The sequence below is a fragment of the Paenibacillus sp. PastF-3 genome (genome assembly GCF_029893135.1).
Lineage (GTDB): Bacteria > Bacillota > Bacilli > Paenibacillales > Paenibacillaceae > Paenibacillus_AQ > Paenibacillus_AQ nitricinens.
On record NZ_JARXWM010000007.1, the window covers coordinates 374,397 to 390,335 of the forward strand.

A 15,939-nucleotide genomic window follows, 5' to 3' on the forward strand; every position below is an offset into this window, starting at 1 on the left:
TGTTGTAGATTTATTCCTTCTTATCCAAAGGTATCGACGATGGTGTTACGTCACGAATAGGTTCATTTGACACTTCAAAGGTTGATCCACAACTCGGACAAAAGCGAGCCTCGATGGCCACATTTCCACCGCATGCTTTACAGTGCTTCACATCAGACAACCCAGCGATTTGCTGCAGATTGACCTCAATCTCCGACTTCAGTTCAAGAATACGGGAAATATTCTTCTCGATCTGCTCACTCGGCAGTGGTCCTACTCCTTGTGTTACAGCTTCAAACAACAGTTTACCCATTACTTGATACTGCTGGTCAATGTCATTCTGCTTGCTGTTGTTCTGTAATTTCAAACGATTGATCTCCACCACTGTCTTTGCCTTATTCCCAGCCTCGCTTACGCCTGCCTTTACCTTGTTAAAAAAGCTCATGTTCAGCCCCCAATTCCGTAGTAGTCATATATAAGCATATTTCGACACCGCCACAAGTATTCCTCTCTTTATTGTACCTAACTTCAACCGCGATTTGTAGTTCATCCACAATCATGAACTTATTTCCCCCGCCTTCCTGCGGGAACGAACCTCGACTCAGGTCTGGTATTTAAAACCGCCTTCAGGCCGTTTTGCCGTATTCGAAAAGGCTATACAATAAGTACATAAGCAAGCGGATTGCAAGATTTAATAATACTCACCCCCATAAGAAAGGATGACAATAATAAATGAAAAAATTATATCGTTCCAGAAGTGACCAGAAAATTAGTGGTGTATGCGGAGGTCTTGCCAGTTGGTCAGGCATCGATGCCACAATTCTCCGTCTCGTAACGGTTGCGGCAGCACTTTTCAGCTTCGGTACCGTACTTATCTTTTACTTTATCGCCAGCATCATCGTCCCTAAAGAACCTTTTGGCAGCTTTTCGGATGGACATGATTTCTATTAACAGATCGTCCTTTAATACCAATCAAACATACTAAGGAGAGATATAACATGAGTTTATTCAAAAGAATTTCCACCCTTACTAAAGCTGCCCTACACGAAGGTCTGAACAAATTAGAAAATCCAGTGCTACTGACAGGTCAGTATCTGCGCGATCTTGAGAACGAAATAGCTGCGGCAGAACGCAATGAGCGTGATTTAAAAGTTACAGCGAGTGTATTGGAACGCCGTAAGCAAGAATATACTCAGTTGATAGAGCAAAGCGAAGCTGAAGCCGTTCAGGCGGTTGAGCAAGGAAATGAAGAAAGAGCGCGCCTTGCACTCATGGCCAAGCTGCGGTATACAGAACAGCTGGATGAGAGTATCAATAGTCAGGTGCAAACGCAGCAATCCCTGGCAGAGCTGGAGATCAATATCGCTAGAGCTAAAGAAGAGCGCGAACAGCTTAAAGCGAAAAGAACTGAACTTATCGCTCGTGCTCAGCAAGCTACAGAAACACTAAGCTCCGCTCCTCATAGCAACAGTGTAAAAGGACCTAATGTGGGTACCGCTTCACGTGGCTTCGAACGAATGGAAGAGAAGATTTTCGAGTGGGAAGCTCTGGCGGAAAACGCCAAGTATAAATCCAACTCAGGAGCAGGCGCAGCTTCGTCCATTGATCCTAACCTTCGTAGTGCTGTTGATGATGAAATTGAACGTATCCGCAACCGGAAAATCAATACCGACAAAAAATAAATATAATAACAGGCCCCTTATTTCTCAGCTACTGAGCTATATAAGGGGCTTGTTTTTTCTATTCCTCTTCATCCCGCGAATCATTTTTTTCGATTCCGGATCTACACGGTAAGACTCTGTGATTTTCTGCAAAGCCTTGTTATAGGTGAAATCATCTAAAGTATTAGTTCTCAAATAACCTATCGTAGCCGCAGGCAGCTTCACATAACACATCGATAACGCCCAAGAAACTGCCATTTTTACATAATACCCCTCATGTCTGACCTTATCGAGTAGTTGTAAAATCCGGTTGATGTACGCTTCTTCAATAAAGAAATTAAGCATCATTACTACCGCAAATCGAATCTCGTATTCTTCGTCAGATGATAGATACGGAACTATAAAATCCCACATCTGTTCTTTATTCTTCAAGGTAAACTTCAGTCCTGTACAAAAGCTATCACATACCGACCAGTTATCGATTTTGGGGATAAAATCTGCGATATATCGCAGGATGTCTTCAAGCTCTGCTTTCACGTAACCAAGCACCATACCCTGCAGCATTACTTCTTCAAAATAATCTGACTCGGCGTGCTCCAAATAGGCTCTCCAGTCACCCTTTGCAATGGTTTTGGCGAGTTTACGCAGCTCCGGTAGCCTGACTCCTATCACATTATCAATCGTCGGAAGTAAAGCCGCAGAAAACTTCTGGTAGTCCGCATCTGCCAACTCCACTAGCTGTTCCTTTATTGATTTCTCCACTATAATGCTCCCTACGTATTAATTATTGAAATGAAATCTCCCATAAATATATGGAGGCTACCGAACCGAATGGTGAGTACCTGAGACGGTATTGTTCGAATTGCTCTTTGGTAAGCGTATCAAGCCCATACAACTTCATCATGCCACGACGAATGGCGATATCTCCCCAACTAACTACATCTGGGCGCTCCATACAATTGATTAGCATCATCTCTGCTGTCCACTTACCGATGCCTTTTAACTTCATGAGTCTTTGAATAACCTCTTGATTGGATAACCCATATAGTTCCTCCAGCTTAAACGCCCCATCAGCAATCAGCTTGGAAATGTCATGAATACAAACCGCCTTTTTCATCGTCATACCGCAACCCTGAATCTCATCCGCCGTGTGTAAAGCTAGCTGCAGCGGAGTGATTTCTCCGAATTGAGCCTGCATTCTTGTCCAGATGGTCCGAACTGCTTTGACTGAGATTAGCTGACCTACTATGGCATAAATAAGCGCAGTGAAAAGATCTGGAATAATCACACGTTCCACTTTCCCCATTCGCGCCATCGCCGCACCTAGCACTGGGTCCACACTTCCGAGGTAATCGATTTCTGCTTGTCCATATTCAAAAAATTTAGTGATTACAACTCCCAAAGTATGTCCTCCCGTTTTTAGCTTAACAATAATATACAATATCTATTTTGCAGTGTACGGATTCTTGAATAGGATAGCAAGATAACGAAACTTGAAAAAGCTACAACACTTCTTGTACACCTTATTTTTACTCAACTACTATTTGTAACTTGTACTAGATTGTATTTATCATTTTACTACTTTAATATGAATGTATATATGATAGATGAGGAGCTTTACGAATGGACTTTATAGCAATTGACTTTGAAACGGCGAATTCCAGTCGATCCAGCGCCTGTGCTTTAGGACTTGTGGAAGTTAAAGATGGCGTTATCACTGCAGAACATTCTTGGCTGATCGATCCGCAACAGCGGTTTGACGGCATGAACATTTCGATACATGGCATCACCCCCTCCATGGTAATCGGTCAACCTACTTTTCACGAATTATGGCCCGCCGTTGAACCTTTGCTGCATGGACGAATCGTTGTAGCACACAATGCCGCTTTTGATATGAGTGTACTGCGGTATTGCCTCGATGGGATGTCCATAAGCTATCCGAGCTTTCAATACTTATGTACTTATTTATTAGGGAAAAAAATGCTGCCCGAGCTTCCCTCTCATAAACTTAATGTAGTATCCGAGCATTTCGGCATTGAGCTGAAGCACCATGACGCTCTCGATGATGCGCGCGCAGCGGCTTTGGTTCTATTAATGCTTATGGAGCGAGAATCACACCTTGACCCGCTTTTGCTCTCTAGCAGCCAAGGATATACTAGCGGAACAATGTTTACTGGTGGATACACTCCTTTTTCTGCTCGTAAGAGTAAACCTGCTAAGAAACCTGTGAACAATCAAAGAACGAAAAACTTCTATTTATAAGAGAATATTAAGTTGTTTAGCAAAAAACACCCAATCGGCTTATAACAGCTGGTTGGGTGTTTTGCATTCGAAATGATATAGCATACATGCCGATTCATTCACTATGAAGAAATCTAACCTTGCTGGTCATTATAGGGAAGAATTCCGTATGTTCTATCAGCGATCAGTGAACATCCCATCGGTTCATCCAGATCACCAACCAAGATCAACACAACATACTAAATCTTCATCCGATATACTGCTTTATTCTCCAATCCTCTGATGAATGGCGTCCATTCTTCGGTTTCTGGTGTGGTATCCAGCGCATCCTCGACCATCTGCAGCTTCGCATCCATCGCGTCAATATGATGCAGGGCTACGGCCTCAGCCGTTTGCGGCTGAACTGGACTGCCCCATTCACCCAGGTTATGGTGTGACAATACGAGATGCTGTAACGCTAGAACCTTCTCTGAATTCAAATCAATGTCTAAACGGATGGCCGCTTCCGTAATCCAGTTAGATGCCATCGAAATATGACCAATCAGCTTACCCTGAACACTATATTCTGAGACAATCCCGAGCTGAGAGACCATCTCCTCCGGCTTCGCGATATCATGCAGAATAATTCCAGCTTTCATTAAATCTGGATTCAGGAATGGACGCTGCTTGCACAGAAAATCCCCAATCTCCAGCATACGGACCATATGATAAGCAAGTCCGGCAAAATAAGCATGGTGATGCGTTTTGGCAGCCGGATAATGCATCAATTTCTCTTCCACTTTGCTTACACAAAAGGAGACAATCGAAGCAATCTCCGGATCTGTAATGCTTGCCATAACCCCTTTAATCGTATGAATAAGGTCTACTGGACGAATAGGAGCGGAGCGAATGAAATCCGTTAACGCTACGCCATCCTCATCGTTCACCAATCTGATTTTGGTTACTTTGATTTGCAATTTCTCACGATAAGTGTGCGCAATCCCGCGAACCTTCACCAGTGCCATAGGAAAAAAAGTTTCTTTATCGGTTGTGCTGACGTCCCAATATTTCGCGGACAATTGTCCACTGGAATCTCCCAAGACCAGGTCGAAATAATCCTTTGGAGGAGTACCGTTCGTTTGTTTGATCGCTAGCTCTCTTAAGAGATAAAAGCCAACAAATTCATCCTGTGGAGCGAGCTGTTTAATTTGTGTCATGTTGAAGCCTCCTATTAATAACAGGCTTTGTACCTGCCCTCTATATTAAACTTTAGACACTCACGTCCAAAATCCCTTTAAATCACTATACGATCTATTTTCACTTTTATGTACAGGTAGATAAAGGAGGTTACTCCACGGGCCATAATATGGCTCTAGAATAACCCCCTGTATAGATTAAGTATTGATTGATAACTGCTTATTTACCAGCGGATTCAAGGGCTGATTTGATAGCTTCTACCACTTTAGCAGATACTTCTTTCTCAGCATCATTATTTCCGAAGGCTGCTGCGCGATATCCATACTTGTGTAAGCTATAACCTGTGGAAGTCGACTCAATCTCGCTCTTCACAGCCAGTTCAGCGTCAGTCAATTGGTTAACCGTTCTTGTGCTTCCATTCTTATCCAGATAATAAACAAGCATTTTAACAGGAACGCCATGTTCTACATATGTCATAACATTCACAAGCTTATCAGCACTTACACCAATGAAGATTCCATCAAAGTAAGCCGCTTTATTAGCTTCTACAATTTCAGCTTTCCCGTATGCTCTATCCACCGCAGTCTTGAGAGCTACACTACTACTAGTTGCACCGGAAACAGCGTCTACAGCTTGCACAGCTTCTCTAGTACCTGCTGCAAGGAAGCTAGAAGTCAATTGTGGAATTGCTTTTACCACCTCTGGGTAAGCAGCTTTGCCTCTATCCACAAGATTCATTCCTACACGATACAAAGCAACATTTACGATCTTACCGTTACGTAGTGTAACGTCTGCTCTATTTGTTCCTTTATCATAAGCATCACCAAATGCAGTAAACGTTCCGTCTTTATAGGTCCCTTGAACTTTGGATGCGTTAGTCAAAGCATCCGTCAGTGCAGCTTTGGCAGCTGCGGATAGCTCCTCTTGACCTGTGATATCGGACATTTGCACACCTTTTTCAAGTAATCCTGAAGTAAGTGTACCCACCAGTGATTTTTGTTCTGCACTTAGTTTGTCATCAGCGATCAGCTTGCCGTCAGCACTGAACAAGCTTACTTTAATGTTTGTAACTGCATCTGAAGCAATATCAACAAGCAGTAATACTTTAGATTGGTTATCTACACCTGCGAATTTTCCGTCAAAATATCTAACTTCACCAGGAACTTTTAGTGCTTTTTCAAAAGCTCTTTCTACGGCTTGGTTCCAACCGTGACTGCTTTCTGTAGCGCCAGAAATTCCATCAACCTTCTCATCATAGTTAGTGAAGTAAGATCCATTAGCAAGCAACTTAGCTGTCATCGGAGCATTAGCTTTTACAACTTCCGCATAAGCTGTTGCACCTCTGTCAATTAGGTTGTTCCCAAGTCTGAACAGCTTCACATCCACTAGCTTACCGTTGCGGATCACGATGTCAGCTCTTTCAACACCCACACTTCTTGCAGTTCCATAAGAGGAATAGAATCCGTCTACATAAGCAGAAGCATTGTCAATCTTTGCATTCTGCTCAGCATCCCAGAAGGCATTAATCGCAGCCTCAAAGTCGGCTTCGAGTCCTGCAACAGGCTCTGCAGCTGTTCCTTTAGCCAGCAATGCTGGTGTTATAGCTGCAACTGCTGCGGATTGCTCAGCTGTGTAGGCCTTCTCATCCACGAAATCACCGGCACTGTTCAGCGGGTACACCTTAACAGCTGTGAGCTTATTGGATTCGTAGGTTGCAAATACTGCATATTTACCTGAAGGATCTATGCCCATATGAACACCATCAAAGTAAATTGCATCTGTATCTTTCACTGTTAGAGCTCTTTCAAACGCTCTGTCTACAGACAATTTCCATCCATTACTAGAGCGTGTTGCTCCCGAAACAGCGTCTACTGCAGCTGCTCCATCTCTTGTCTTGCCAATCAATTTATTCTCCATCAATCCATAAGCTTGCCATAAAGCGCTATAATTGTTACGAGCATCTCTGTCGATCAGCTTAGGGCTGGTTCTCAGGAGATCGATGCTAGTAATTTTTCCATCTTTAATTTCGATCTTAGCGCCTTCGGTACCTTTGGAGTAAGCATCGCCATACGCTACGTAAACTCCATCTTGATATACATTTTCCTTAACTGTAACCGGAATTGCTGTAGGCACAGGCTTAACAGTCGCTGCTGGAACTACTGTAGCCGCTGGAGCAGCGGTTGCTTTTGGCGTTGTAGCTGGTTTTGTCGTTGCTGCTGGTGCCGCTGTTGCCTTTGGGGTTGCTACTGGTTTTACCGTTGCTTTCGGTGTTTCTACTGGTTTTGCTGTTGGCTTTGGTGTTGCTACTGGTTTTGCTGTTGCTTTTGGTGTTGCTACTGGCTTTGCTGTTGCTGCTGGTTTTGCTGTTGGTTTGACTGCTGGTGCATCCGCTTCTTCAGAAGCTGCGGATACTGCATCCACCTTCAAGTTCAAAGCAGGCACATTAAGTGTGTAAGCAAATGGCGCTAACAATATTGCCGCGCTAACCGTTAAAGAAATTAGTTTTTTCAATAAAATTCTCCTTTACCAAATCCCCAGTGATATATAGCTTTTCTTAACCAAACTTACCTTTCACAGTGCCCCTTCTCTTCTTATGAAGCGTGACTTCTCTCTTCATAAGAACCCATCCCCCCTCTCATGCCAATGCGCGACCCATCACTTTCCAAAAAAGAATGCCTTAAATCTATTCATTCCTTCCTTTTAACAATAAACCGCATAAAAGGTGAAATAATTCACATAAGATGATAGAAAAAGAATGAATGCGTTTTTTCATCAATTTCTGGTTTGATACTACCAAAGTTTTCCGCCATTCCTCTGTATCTAAAATCACACACCCTATAAGAAATATCACTATTTGCTCAAGATTGTGATTTTTAATAATCTTTTCCAGAAAATATCCCCTCTTCCTCTTCCTTATGTAAATAACGTGATCTCGATTATTGTGTTTTCAAGAATAGATATGCTATTTTAAAACGATCTCTAACATGGGAAGGAGTCAAATCCATTGCACAAACAGCCACCTATTGGAGTTATTCTCGCCCAAATTGGCACACCTACTGCACCTACTGCAAAGGCGGTACGTCCTTATCTGAAACGTTTTTTATCCGACCGCCGAATTATAGATTATTCACCACTGCTCTGGCAGCCTTTGCTGCGAGGCGTTATTCTGCGCTTTCGTCCACGCCGCTCGGCTGAGCTGTACAGACAAATCTGGACAACAGAAGGATCACCTTTACTCTCCCATTCATTAACTCAGCAGTCTGGTTTGCAAGCATTTCTAGGTCCGCATTATCAAGTAGAGCTGGGCTTAGCGTATAGCGAACCCAGTATGGAGCAAGCAATGAACAAATTGGAAGCTGCCGGAGTCACACGAATCATCATTGTGCCGCTATTCCCGCAATACTCGTCCACTACGACGGCATCTGTCTTCGATCAAGCAAGTTTTGCTGCATTAGGACGCCAAAGCTCCACTGGACCGGTTACGAAGCGACTGATTCCAGCGCTCAGATTTATAGATGCTTATTACAATGAACCCGGTTATATTTTAGCTATGAAGTCGCATTTACTTCAGCAAATGAAACTTCTGAACTCTGATCCTGATTATTTCGTACTAACCTTCCACGGCATCCCCAAGCGTTATGCAGATACAGGCGATCCCTATCCAGAGCAATGTATGGAAACCGCGCGTCTTCTCGCTTCAGCTATGAATTGGGAGCCCGAACGCTGGCAGCTTACTTTTCAATCACGCTTCGGACGCGAAGAATGGGTAGGTCCCTCTACAGCTGATGTTTTGGGAAAGCTAGCGGAACGCGGAATTCATAAACCTTTGATATTCTCACCGGGACTTGTAACGGATTGTCTGGAAACGCTGCACGAGCTAGCAATAGAAGGGCGCGAACAATTCGAGGCTGGAGGAGGACATGCTGAAGACTTCACAGCGATCCCCTGCTTGAATAATCATGAGGACTGGCTTCAATTTCTGGCTCAGCATGTTGCACAAAACGCCATAGGCTGGTAACATAAAAAACCGTCTTGTCCGCAAATATTCTTTGCTGCAGACAAAACGGTTTGCTATGCCAGTTCATAAGATCTAAGAATTAAAAAGATCCTTAAGCTGTAAGCTGCTTATATTTAGTAGTCAGTTCATGGAACCATTGCTTATCCTGTAAGGTCAATGCAAAGTCGATCAGCTCGGCGATCTCACTCGGCTCTAAATCAGCAGAGTCATTAAACGAGACTTCAGCCATTGCCGTAGCTTCTCCGTTCCCATCCTCTGCATAATTATAAGAGAAGCAAATCTTAATATCACTTTCCAGAAATTCATTACGCAGGAAATATAACACCTCACACATTAACACAGGTCTAACATGATCCTCAAAGACACATTCCATAACCTTTGCCCAATACTGCTGGTTGCTGAGGTGTAGCTTATCATTGGTTAAGAGATATTTCTCACCCTGAAAATCGGTGACAAATCTCAGCTCAAGCGGCTTCATTTTAAAAATACTAGCCATTTGCTTCATGCTAATATTTAGAATGTCTTGCGTTTCTAGTCTGATCATCTCTATGCACCTCGTCCCTCTTAGTTGGGCTATCTGAAATCTAATGATATCTTTAATTTCGTTATATGCCAATCATGTAAAATTAACTCTATCCATTCACTTTAATTTTTATCTAATTTAACATTATTATCGTCAACTGACTACGCTTTGTTAATATTTTTTCATTAATTCCACAAAAAAAATGTTTCAATCTTTGTCCATCTGTTTAATATGTATACTTAAAAAACTTAAATCTCATTATTTTCATAACAAAAAAAACTGTTCAGATTGGTCATAAACGACCTCTAAACAGTCTTTTGCCTACTTGTTATTTAGTTAACTCTGCTTAAACAAACAGCGGCACTAGCTGTATTCCGTCTTCCGGTGAAATCCGAACCAGTCCTTTATCTGTAATTCGCAATGTCGGGATAACTGCCAAAGCAAGCAGCGATAAGGTCATAAACGCGTAGTTCAAAGTACAGCCAGCATCATATAGCGCTTTGCTGATCGCAGCTGATTTTGCAGCAGCAATTTCGAAGGGTTCCGTGGACATTAGGCCTGCAATAGCCAGCGGGAATAACGTCTCTCCACTGGACGTGATCATGCAAACACCACCCTGGGCATCCGCCACCGCATTTGCAGCTTTAGCCATTAACTCATCATCATTGCCGATGACGAGTACATTATGACTATCATGAGCAACCGTCATTGCAATGGCAGCCGGCTCTTTAAATCCAATACCTTCGACAACGGCCACTGATTTATTGCCTGTACCTTTATGTCTTTCGAGCACGGCGATTTTGCACAAACCTTCTATAGCATTTACATCCAGTTGCCCCTCGACTACTGGTATCGAAACCATACGCTCAATAGTCTCCACATGATTTTCTCTTACTTTAATAACTCTTGTAGTAAGTTCACCGGTTTGAATTGGAGCAGCAATGATGAAATCTTCTGAAGTAGGACGCTGTGGCAAATGAACCGAAGCCAACACTTCCTCCGGATAGGTGAATTCAGCAAGCTCTGCCGTCATTACTCCGTTCTCAGCAACAACTGCACCTGCGGCAATCGTCAGCACTACATTAATATCTGCCAAATTCCCGTCCAGAAGGATGATATCTGCAAAAGAACCCGGAGTAATAGAACCGATATCCCGCGCTAAACCAAAGCGTTCAGCAGTATTAATGGTAGCCATTTGGATAGCTGTTATGGGCTTAACACCTTGAGCAATAGCATCACGCAGAACGAAATTCATATGCCCCTCATCTCGTAAGGATTCCGAACTACGATCATCCGTTACCAGCATCATTCGGCGTGTATCAATGCCGTGTTCTGTATGGGCTGTAATTGTTTTAGCCACATCATGCCAAGCGGAGCCACGGCGCATTTTGGCATACATCCCCAGTCGAACGCGCTCAATCACATCGTCTGCCGTCACACACTCATGATCGCCAGTCACACCTGCCGCCGCATACACGGGCAGTCTCCAGTCGCTGGAAGGCCATGTGAAATGACCGTCTACAAATCTGCCTGCCCGCAGCGTAGCTTGAATTTCTCCAAGCATTTTCTCATCGCCATAAACAACGCCAGGAAAATTCATCACTTCACCCAGCGCAATCACGTCAGGTCCCCAAGTAAAGGCTTCTGCCACTTCTTCTGGTCCAATAGAAGCTCCCGTTGTCTCGAATTCCGCACCTGCCGCAGGCACACAAGAAGCTACCTGCATGTAAGCCGCTAACGGTGTTCCCCGCATCTCATCGAGCATTAATTGAATCCCTTTCAGCCCGAATACATTAGCAATCTCATGAGCATCAAAGAAACCGCCTGTTGTGCCCAGCGGCAGAACCGCGCGTGAGAATTCTGTAACGGTAAGCTGGGTGCTCTCAATATGACAATGGCCATCGAGTAGTCCCGGAGCTATATACTTACCGTTCGCCTCAATGACCTGAGTCCCTTCACCAATCATATGTGTCACATCTTTACCAACATAAGCGATACGTCCACCTTGCACACCAACAGACATTCCTTCTAAAATTTCACCAGAGCATACATTGACCAGCTTCCCACCTGTAATTACTAGTGTTGCCGGTTTATCTCCTCTGGCCGTAGCCACAAGCTCAGGTACACAATCTGCTAAAGGCTTTCTTGTAAAAGCTGTCATTTTCATCTCTCCCCCGTTAGTATCCATGTGCGTTCTTGATGTAGTGAATAGATTCATAATAATAGAGGATTGCTTAAGCATCGGCTGTGTTGTTATAATAGTTGGCAAATCTGATATTGTACGAAAAAACGGCTCCGTCATCCCTGTAGATGATAGCCGTTTTCTTAATCCAAAGATTGTCCAACAATCCGGACATGCCCCTGGTATGAACTCACCCGCCAGCATCTATTCCAACGATTATCTTACGTTTTCCTCATATACGTCAAGTGCCGCCTGAACACCAAGACCGCAAGCCACTCCAAATCCATGTCGCAGCAACGCTGCTTCCAAAGCTCCCAGCAAACGCAGCACATTATTTGTACGGCAGCTAAAGCCCATCGTGCCAATGCGCCAGATTTTTCCTTTCAGAGGTCCAAAGGAGCTGGCAATTTCAATGCCGAACCGCTCCAGCAGCAGCGTGCGTACAGATTCCCCCTCTATGCCCTCAGGAATCAGCACACAGGTTACAACGGTAAGTTTGCAAGAAGGCTCCCCATAAAGTTCAAGCCCTATCGCTGCTAAACCAGCTATAAGTGCTTTTTCATGGAGCTGATGTCTGGCGAATCTGGCATCCAATCCTTCTTCTAGCGCAAGTCGCAAGCCTTCCCGTAGTGCATAGAGCATAGAGGTCATCTCTGTATGATGATTAAGACGTTGCGGGCTCCAATAATCCTGAAGCATGCCTAGATCGAAATAGTTGCTGCGGACAAAAGACCGCTCACCAGCCTGGACATCACTGGTTCTAATCCCACGTTCTACTCGCTTCCGGGTAATGAGCTTAGCTTCAGCGCGGTCATTATACGTTATCGGTGCCATTCCAGAGGGGACGGACAGGCACTTCTGTGTGCCGCCCACGACCGCATCAAGCATCCAAGCATCCGTTTCAACAGGAATGCCCCCAAGAGTTGCAACTGCATCCACTATGAATAGAGCATCCATTCGGCGGCAGGCTCTGCCAATCTCCGCGAGTGGCTGCACCCGTCCTGTAGAGGTCTCACCATGCACCATCGCCACCACATTCGGCTTAAAGGTCTCCATAGCCGCTATCACTTCATCTGGTTCAAACACACTTCCCCATGGTTTTTCCAAAACGAATACCTCAGCTGCACAACGTTCAGCAATCTCATGCAACAAATGTCCAAAACGTCCAAAGATCGGAATCAGCACACGTTCCCCCGGCAGAATCAAACTGACCATCACCGCTTCAATGCCAGCGCGAGAGGTCCCATCTATCGGGTAAGCCCATGTATTTCGGGTAGCGAACAGCTCCCGCAGCATCTCCATCGTTTCATTCATCATATGGGTGAACTCGGGATCAAACTGCCCCAGCACGGGAAAAGACATCGCCCGCAGCACACGTGGATCCACCTCCACCGGGCCCGGAGTCATAATGCAGCGCAGGGACGGCGACAAATCTTCGTAACGCTTCATGATGATCTCTCCCTTCAAGCATCAACGCCTTCGGTGAATTTTTTTAATAAGCTAACTCGTATAACATGGCAGTCAGCACCTCAAGTCCAGCAGCGAGCTGTTCAGGAGAGGTATACTCTTCCGGTGAATGGCTGATCCCAGCACGGCTTGGTACAAAAATCATCGCAGTGGGGCAACGCGGCGCAAAGAGCTGGGCATCATGTCCTGCTCCACTGACCATCCTGCGGTAGGTTTTGCCCTGTTCCAGGCAGATATTCTCCAGCGCTGTAGAGAGCTTAGTATCCATAGGTGTAGGGAGTGTATGAAGCACAGGCATAACCTCCAAGGTTACTCCACGTTTTGAGACGATTTCATGATATTGCGAAAAAAGCCACTCACAGAAACACTCTAGTTCATCCTCTTCACTGTGACGGATATCTAAGTTAAAAAGAACCTCACCCGGAATCACATTTGGCGTATTCGGATACACCTCAAGCTTGCCTGAGGTTGCTACGAGCGGATCACCTGCCGCTATAGCAGCACCTTCTAGTACATACAGCATTTCTACCGCACTAGTCAGTGCATCGTGCCGCATCAACATCGGCGTTGTGCCAGCGTGATTAGCCACACCACTGACCTTGATCATATAGCGTCTCTGTCCAACAATCCCCAGAACTACGCCTATCAGCGTATCTGTTTTCTCCAGAATAATTCCCTGCTCAATGTGCAGCTCTACAAAAGCGCCAATATCATTTCTGGCTCCAGTCTCATCTGTTACACCTTGCAAAAAGCTAGATTCCGCCATTGCTGCCTGTAACGTTACTCCATCTGCATCCATACAGGTCTCGGCCTCGCTTCCGTCATATCTTTCCGTGACATGACCCGATCCCCAATAAGCAAGGGGAAATCTGCTCCCCTCTTCTTCACAAAAAGATACGACCTCAAGCGTACGCTTCGGCTGACCATAATTCATCTGCAAATCTTGAAGCGCAAGCATGGCTGCGGCGATCCCATAAGCTCCATCATATTTGCCGCCATTGACCACGGTATCGATATGTGATCCGGTTAATATGACCTTTTGCTCCGGACTGCGTCCACACAGGCGCCCATAAACATTGCCCACCTTATCGGTGGTAACCTTTAAACCAAACTCAGCCATTTTTTGCTGCAAAAAGATCTGCGCCCGCCCCCATTCCTCCGTGTATAGCAATCTAGTAACCCCCGGCCCAGGTGCGGTATATGCCGCCAGCTCCTCCAGGAGCTTGAGCAGCTTCTCGGGCGATGCTTGCACTCTGGAATCATTCATAGGCTGTACTGCTCCTTCCTAATCTGCAGCCACTGTCCACCTTCCTCAGCAAGTACGCCTTCTTCAGAGGTATAGACCACCCGGCCACGGCTTATCGTAGCAGCTACCTTGCAGGATAGAGTTCTTCCGATGTAAGGACTATGCTTGTGACGGTATAACAAATCTTCAGCAGCCAGCGTATAGGTTGTGTTTGGATTCAGCAGTACGAAGTCGGCATCCAGTCCTAGCGCGATAGTGCCTTTAAGATGCTCCATCCCAAAGCGTTTTGCGGGATGCCCGGCGAGCAAGCGAGAGATTAATGTAATTGGCAATCCCCGGACATTTACACCTTCATGGAACATAAGCTCTAAGCTGCTTTGGGCACCTGAGATTCCACCCCAAGCCTCAAAAAAAGACAACTCAGGGTTCATCTTCAAGTCCGTCGGACAGGGTGAATGATCTGAAGCGATTAAGTCGATTTTGCCCTGGGCGAGCATTTCCCATAACTTCTCCTGCTCCAGTACACTTCGCAATGGAGGGGCACATTTCGCCACAGGTCCTAGCTCCTCCATATCCCTTTCTGTGAGCACCAAATAATGTGGACAGGTTTCAGCCGAAACGTCCAGTCCTCGAACCTTGGCTTCATAGATTTTCTCTATGGCGGCTGCAGTGCTGATATGGACAAAATGCACCCGACATCCAGTACGTTCACTGTACAACAGTGCCCTGGACACTGACTCCAGCTCCGCTTCAGCAGGGCGGCAAGCCGCAAAATCACGCGCACTGCTTCTCCCATTTCGCACGGCATCAGCGGTCAGCACTGCCGTGATCGCCTCGCTTTCGGCATGAAGGGCAAGAATCCCGCCCAAAGCAGCAATTCGCTGCATTCCTTGATAGAGCGTATCCTCATCCACTTCACGGAATCTGCCTTCACCCTCCCCTCCGGGATTAGAGAGAAAAGCTTTGAAGCCAGTGACCCCGGCAGCTGCCAATGCTTCCAAATCATCCAGATTTCCCGGAACGAGACCACCCCACAGCACATAATCAACCGCGGAATTACCCGCCGCCGCCTTCACTTTTTGATGGAGTGCCATCTCGTTCACCGTAGGTGGATTGCCGTTAAGCGGCATATCTGCATAGGTTGTGCAGCCGCCAGCTGCCAAAGCGGCAGAACCGCTGCGAAAGCCTTCCCAATGTCCCAGCGCAGGCTCATTAAAGTGCACATGCATATCAATCATACCGGGGAGGACATAGAGCCTATCTGCGTCGATGACATGGGTCAGCGGTCCAGTCGAAAGCTCCTCACCTAATGCGACGATCCGTCCCTCTGATACAGCAATATCCAGCTTAAGCACCTGATCGGGCAGCACTACATTCCCGTTCTTAATCACAAGTTCGTAGGATTCCTTCATGAGCTGCCAACCTCCACTGGTCGTTAAATTTCTC

At 45.5% G+C, this 15,939-nt stretch carries 14 protein-coding genes; 4 read left to right on the plus strand and 10 right to left on the minus strand.

Going from position 1 to position 15,939, the window contains the following annotated elements:
* Positions 1–10 precede the first annotated feature (10 nt).
* Entirely contained in the window at positions 11–424 is a 414-nt protein-coding gene (locus tag M2444_RS16705; protein ID WP_280787513.1) for a zinc ribbon domain-containing protein, read from the minus strand.
* A 287-nt stretch (positions 425–711) separates the two neighbouring features.
* Between M2444_RS16705 and M2444_RS16710 the strand changes: the two genes are divergently transcribed.
* Positions 712–930: a PspC domain-containing protein gene (locus M2444_RS16710; protein WP_042185808.1), complete on the plus strand. Its 219-nt coding sequence runs from the start codon at positions 712–714 to the stop codon at positions 928–930.
* A gap of 47 nt (positions 931–977) precedes the next feature.
* Positions 978–1,661: a PspA/IM30 family protein gene (locus tag M2444_RS16715; protein ID WP_094877411.1), complete on the plus strand. Its 684-nt coding sequence runs from the start codon at positions 978–980 to the stop codon at positions 1,659–1,661.
* Between the two features lie 36 nt (positions 1,662–1,697).
* On the opposite strand, the gene M2444_RS16720 is transcribed toward M2444_RS16715, so the two are convergent.
* On the minus strand, positions 1,698–2,402 hold the full coding sequence (locus tag M2444_RS16720) for a DNA alkylation repair protein (protein ID WP_094871224.1): 705 nt from the start codon (positions 2,400–2,402) through the stop codon (positions 1,698–1,700).
* Positions 2,403–2,424: 22 nt separating this feature from the next.
* Positions 2,425–3,042, minus strand: coding sequence for a DNA-3-methyladenine glycosylase family protein (locus M2444_RS16725; protein ID WP_280787514.1), 618 nt, complete (start codon positions 3,040–3,042; stop codon positions 2,425–2,427).
* Positions 3,043–3,263: 221 nt separating this feature from the next.
* Between M2444_RS16725 and M2444_RS16730 the strand changes: the two genes are divergently transcribed.
* Positions 3,264–3,902 (plus strand): 3'-5' exonuclease, encoded by a 639-nt coding sequence (locus M2444_RS16730; RefSeq protein WP_280787515.1) that lies wholly within the window; start codon positions 3,264–3,266, stop codon positions 3,900–3,902.
* A 218-nt stretch (positions 3,903–4,120) separates the two neighbouring features.
* Here M2444_RS16730 and M2444_RS16735 read toward each other — a convergent pair whose 3' ends face one another.
* Both M2444_RS16735 and M2444_RS16740 read right to left on the minus strand, forming a co-directional pair.
* Positions 4,121–5,077 carry a 3'-5' exoribonuclease YhaM family protein gene (locus M2444_RS16735; protein WP_094871230.1) on the minus strand — a complete coding sequence of 319 codons (957 nt, stop codon included), beginning with the start codon at positions 5,075–5,077 and terminating at the stop codon, positions 4,121–4,123.
* Positions 5,078–5,276: 199 nt separating this feature from the next.
* Positions 5,277–7,568 carry an FMN-binding protein gene (locus M2444_RS16740; RefSeq protein ID WP_280787516.1) on the minus strand — a complete coding sequence of 764 codons (2,292 nt, stop codon included), beginning with the start codon at positions 7,566–7,568 and terminating at the stop codon, positions 5,277–5,279.
* Between the two features lie 493 nt (positions 7,569–8,061).
* Between M2444_RS16740 and hemH the strand changes: the two genes are divergently transcribed.
* Complete coding sequence (gene hemH, locus M2444_RS16745) at positions 8,062–9,075, plus strand: ferrochelatase (RefSeq protein WP_094877415.1); 1,014 nt, start codon at positions 8,062–8,064, stop codon at positions 9,073–9,075.
* A 91-nt stretch (positions 9,076–9,166) separates the two neighbouring features.
* Here the strand turns inward: hemH and M2444_RS16750 are convergent, their stop codons facing one another.
* The 5 genes from M2444_RS16750 to M2444_RS16770 form a co-directional block, all read right to left on the minus strand.
* Complete coding sequence (locus M2444_RS16750; RefSeq protein ID WP_094877416.1) at positions 9,167–9,619, minus strand: IDEAL domain-containing protein; 453 nt, start codon at positions 9,617–9,619, stop codon at positions 9,167–9,169.
* A gap of 325 nt (positions 9,620–9,944) precedes the next feature.
* The gene (locus M2444_RS16755) at positions 9,945–11,759 is read right to left on the minus strand and encodes an adenine deaminase (RefSeq protein ID WP_481857504.1); all 1,815 of its coding nucleotides are present in this window, start codon (positions 11,757–11,759) and stop codon (positions 9,945–9,947) included.
* Between the two features lie 237 nt (positions 11,760–11,996).
* On the minus strand, positions 11,997–13,229 hold the full coding sequence (locus M2444_RS16760; RefSeq protein WP_094871238.1) for a pyridoxal-phosphate-dependent aminotransferase family protein: 1,233 nt from the start codon (positions 13,227–13,229) through the stop codon (positions 11,997–11,999).
* Between the two features lie 43 nt (positions 13,230–13,272).
* Positions 13,273–14,514, minus strand: a complete 1,242-nt coding sequence (locus tag M2444_RS16765; protein WP_280787518.1) for a Zn-dependent hydrolase — start codon at positions 14,512–14,514, stop codon at positions 13,273–13,275.
* Entirely contained in the window at positions 14,511–15,905 is a 1,395-nt protein-coding gene (locus M2444_RS16770; RefSeq protein WP_094877418.1) for an allantoinase, read from the minus strand. Before M2444_RS16770 ends, M2444_RS16765 begins: the two co-directional genes overlap by 4 nt.
* Positions 15,906–15,939 lie beyond the last annotated feature (34 nt).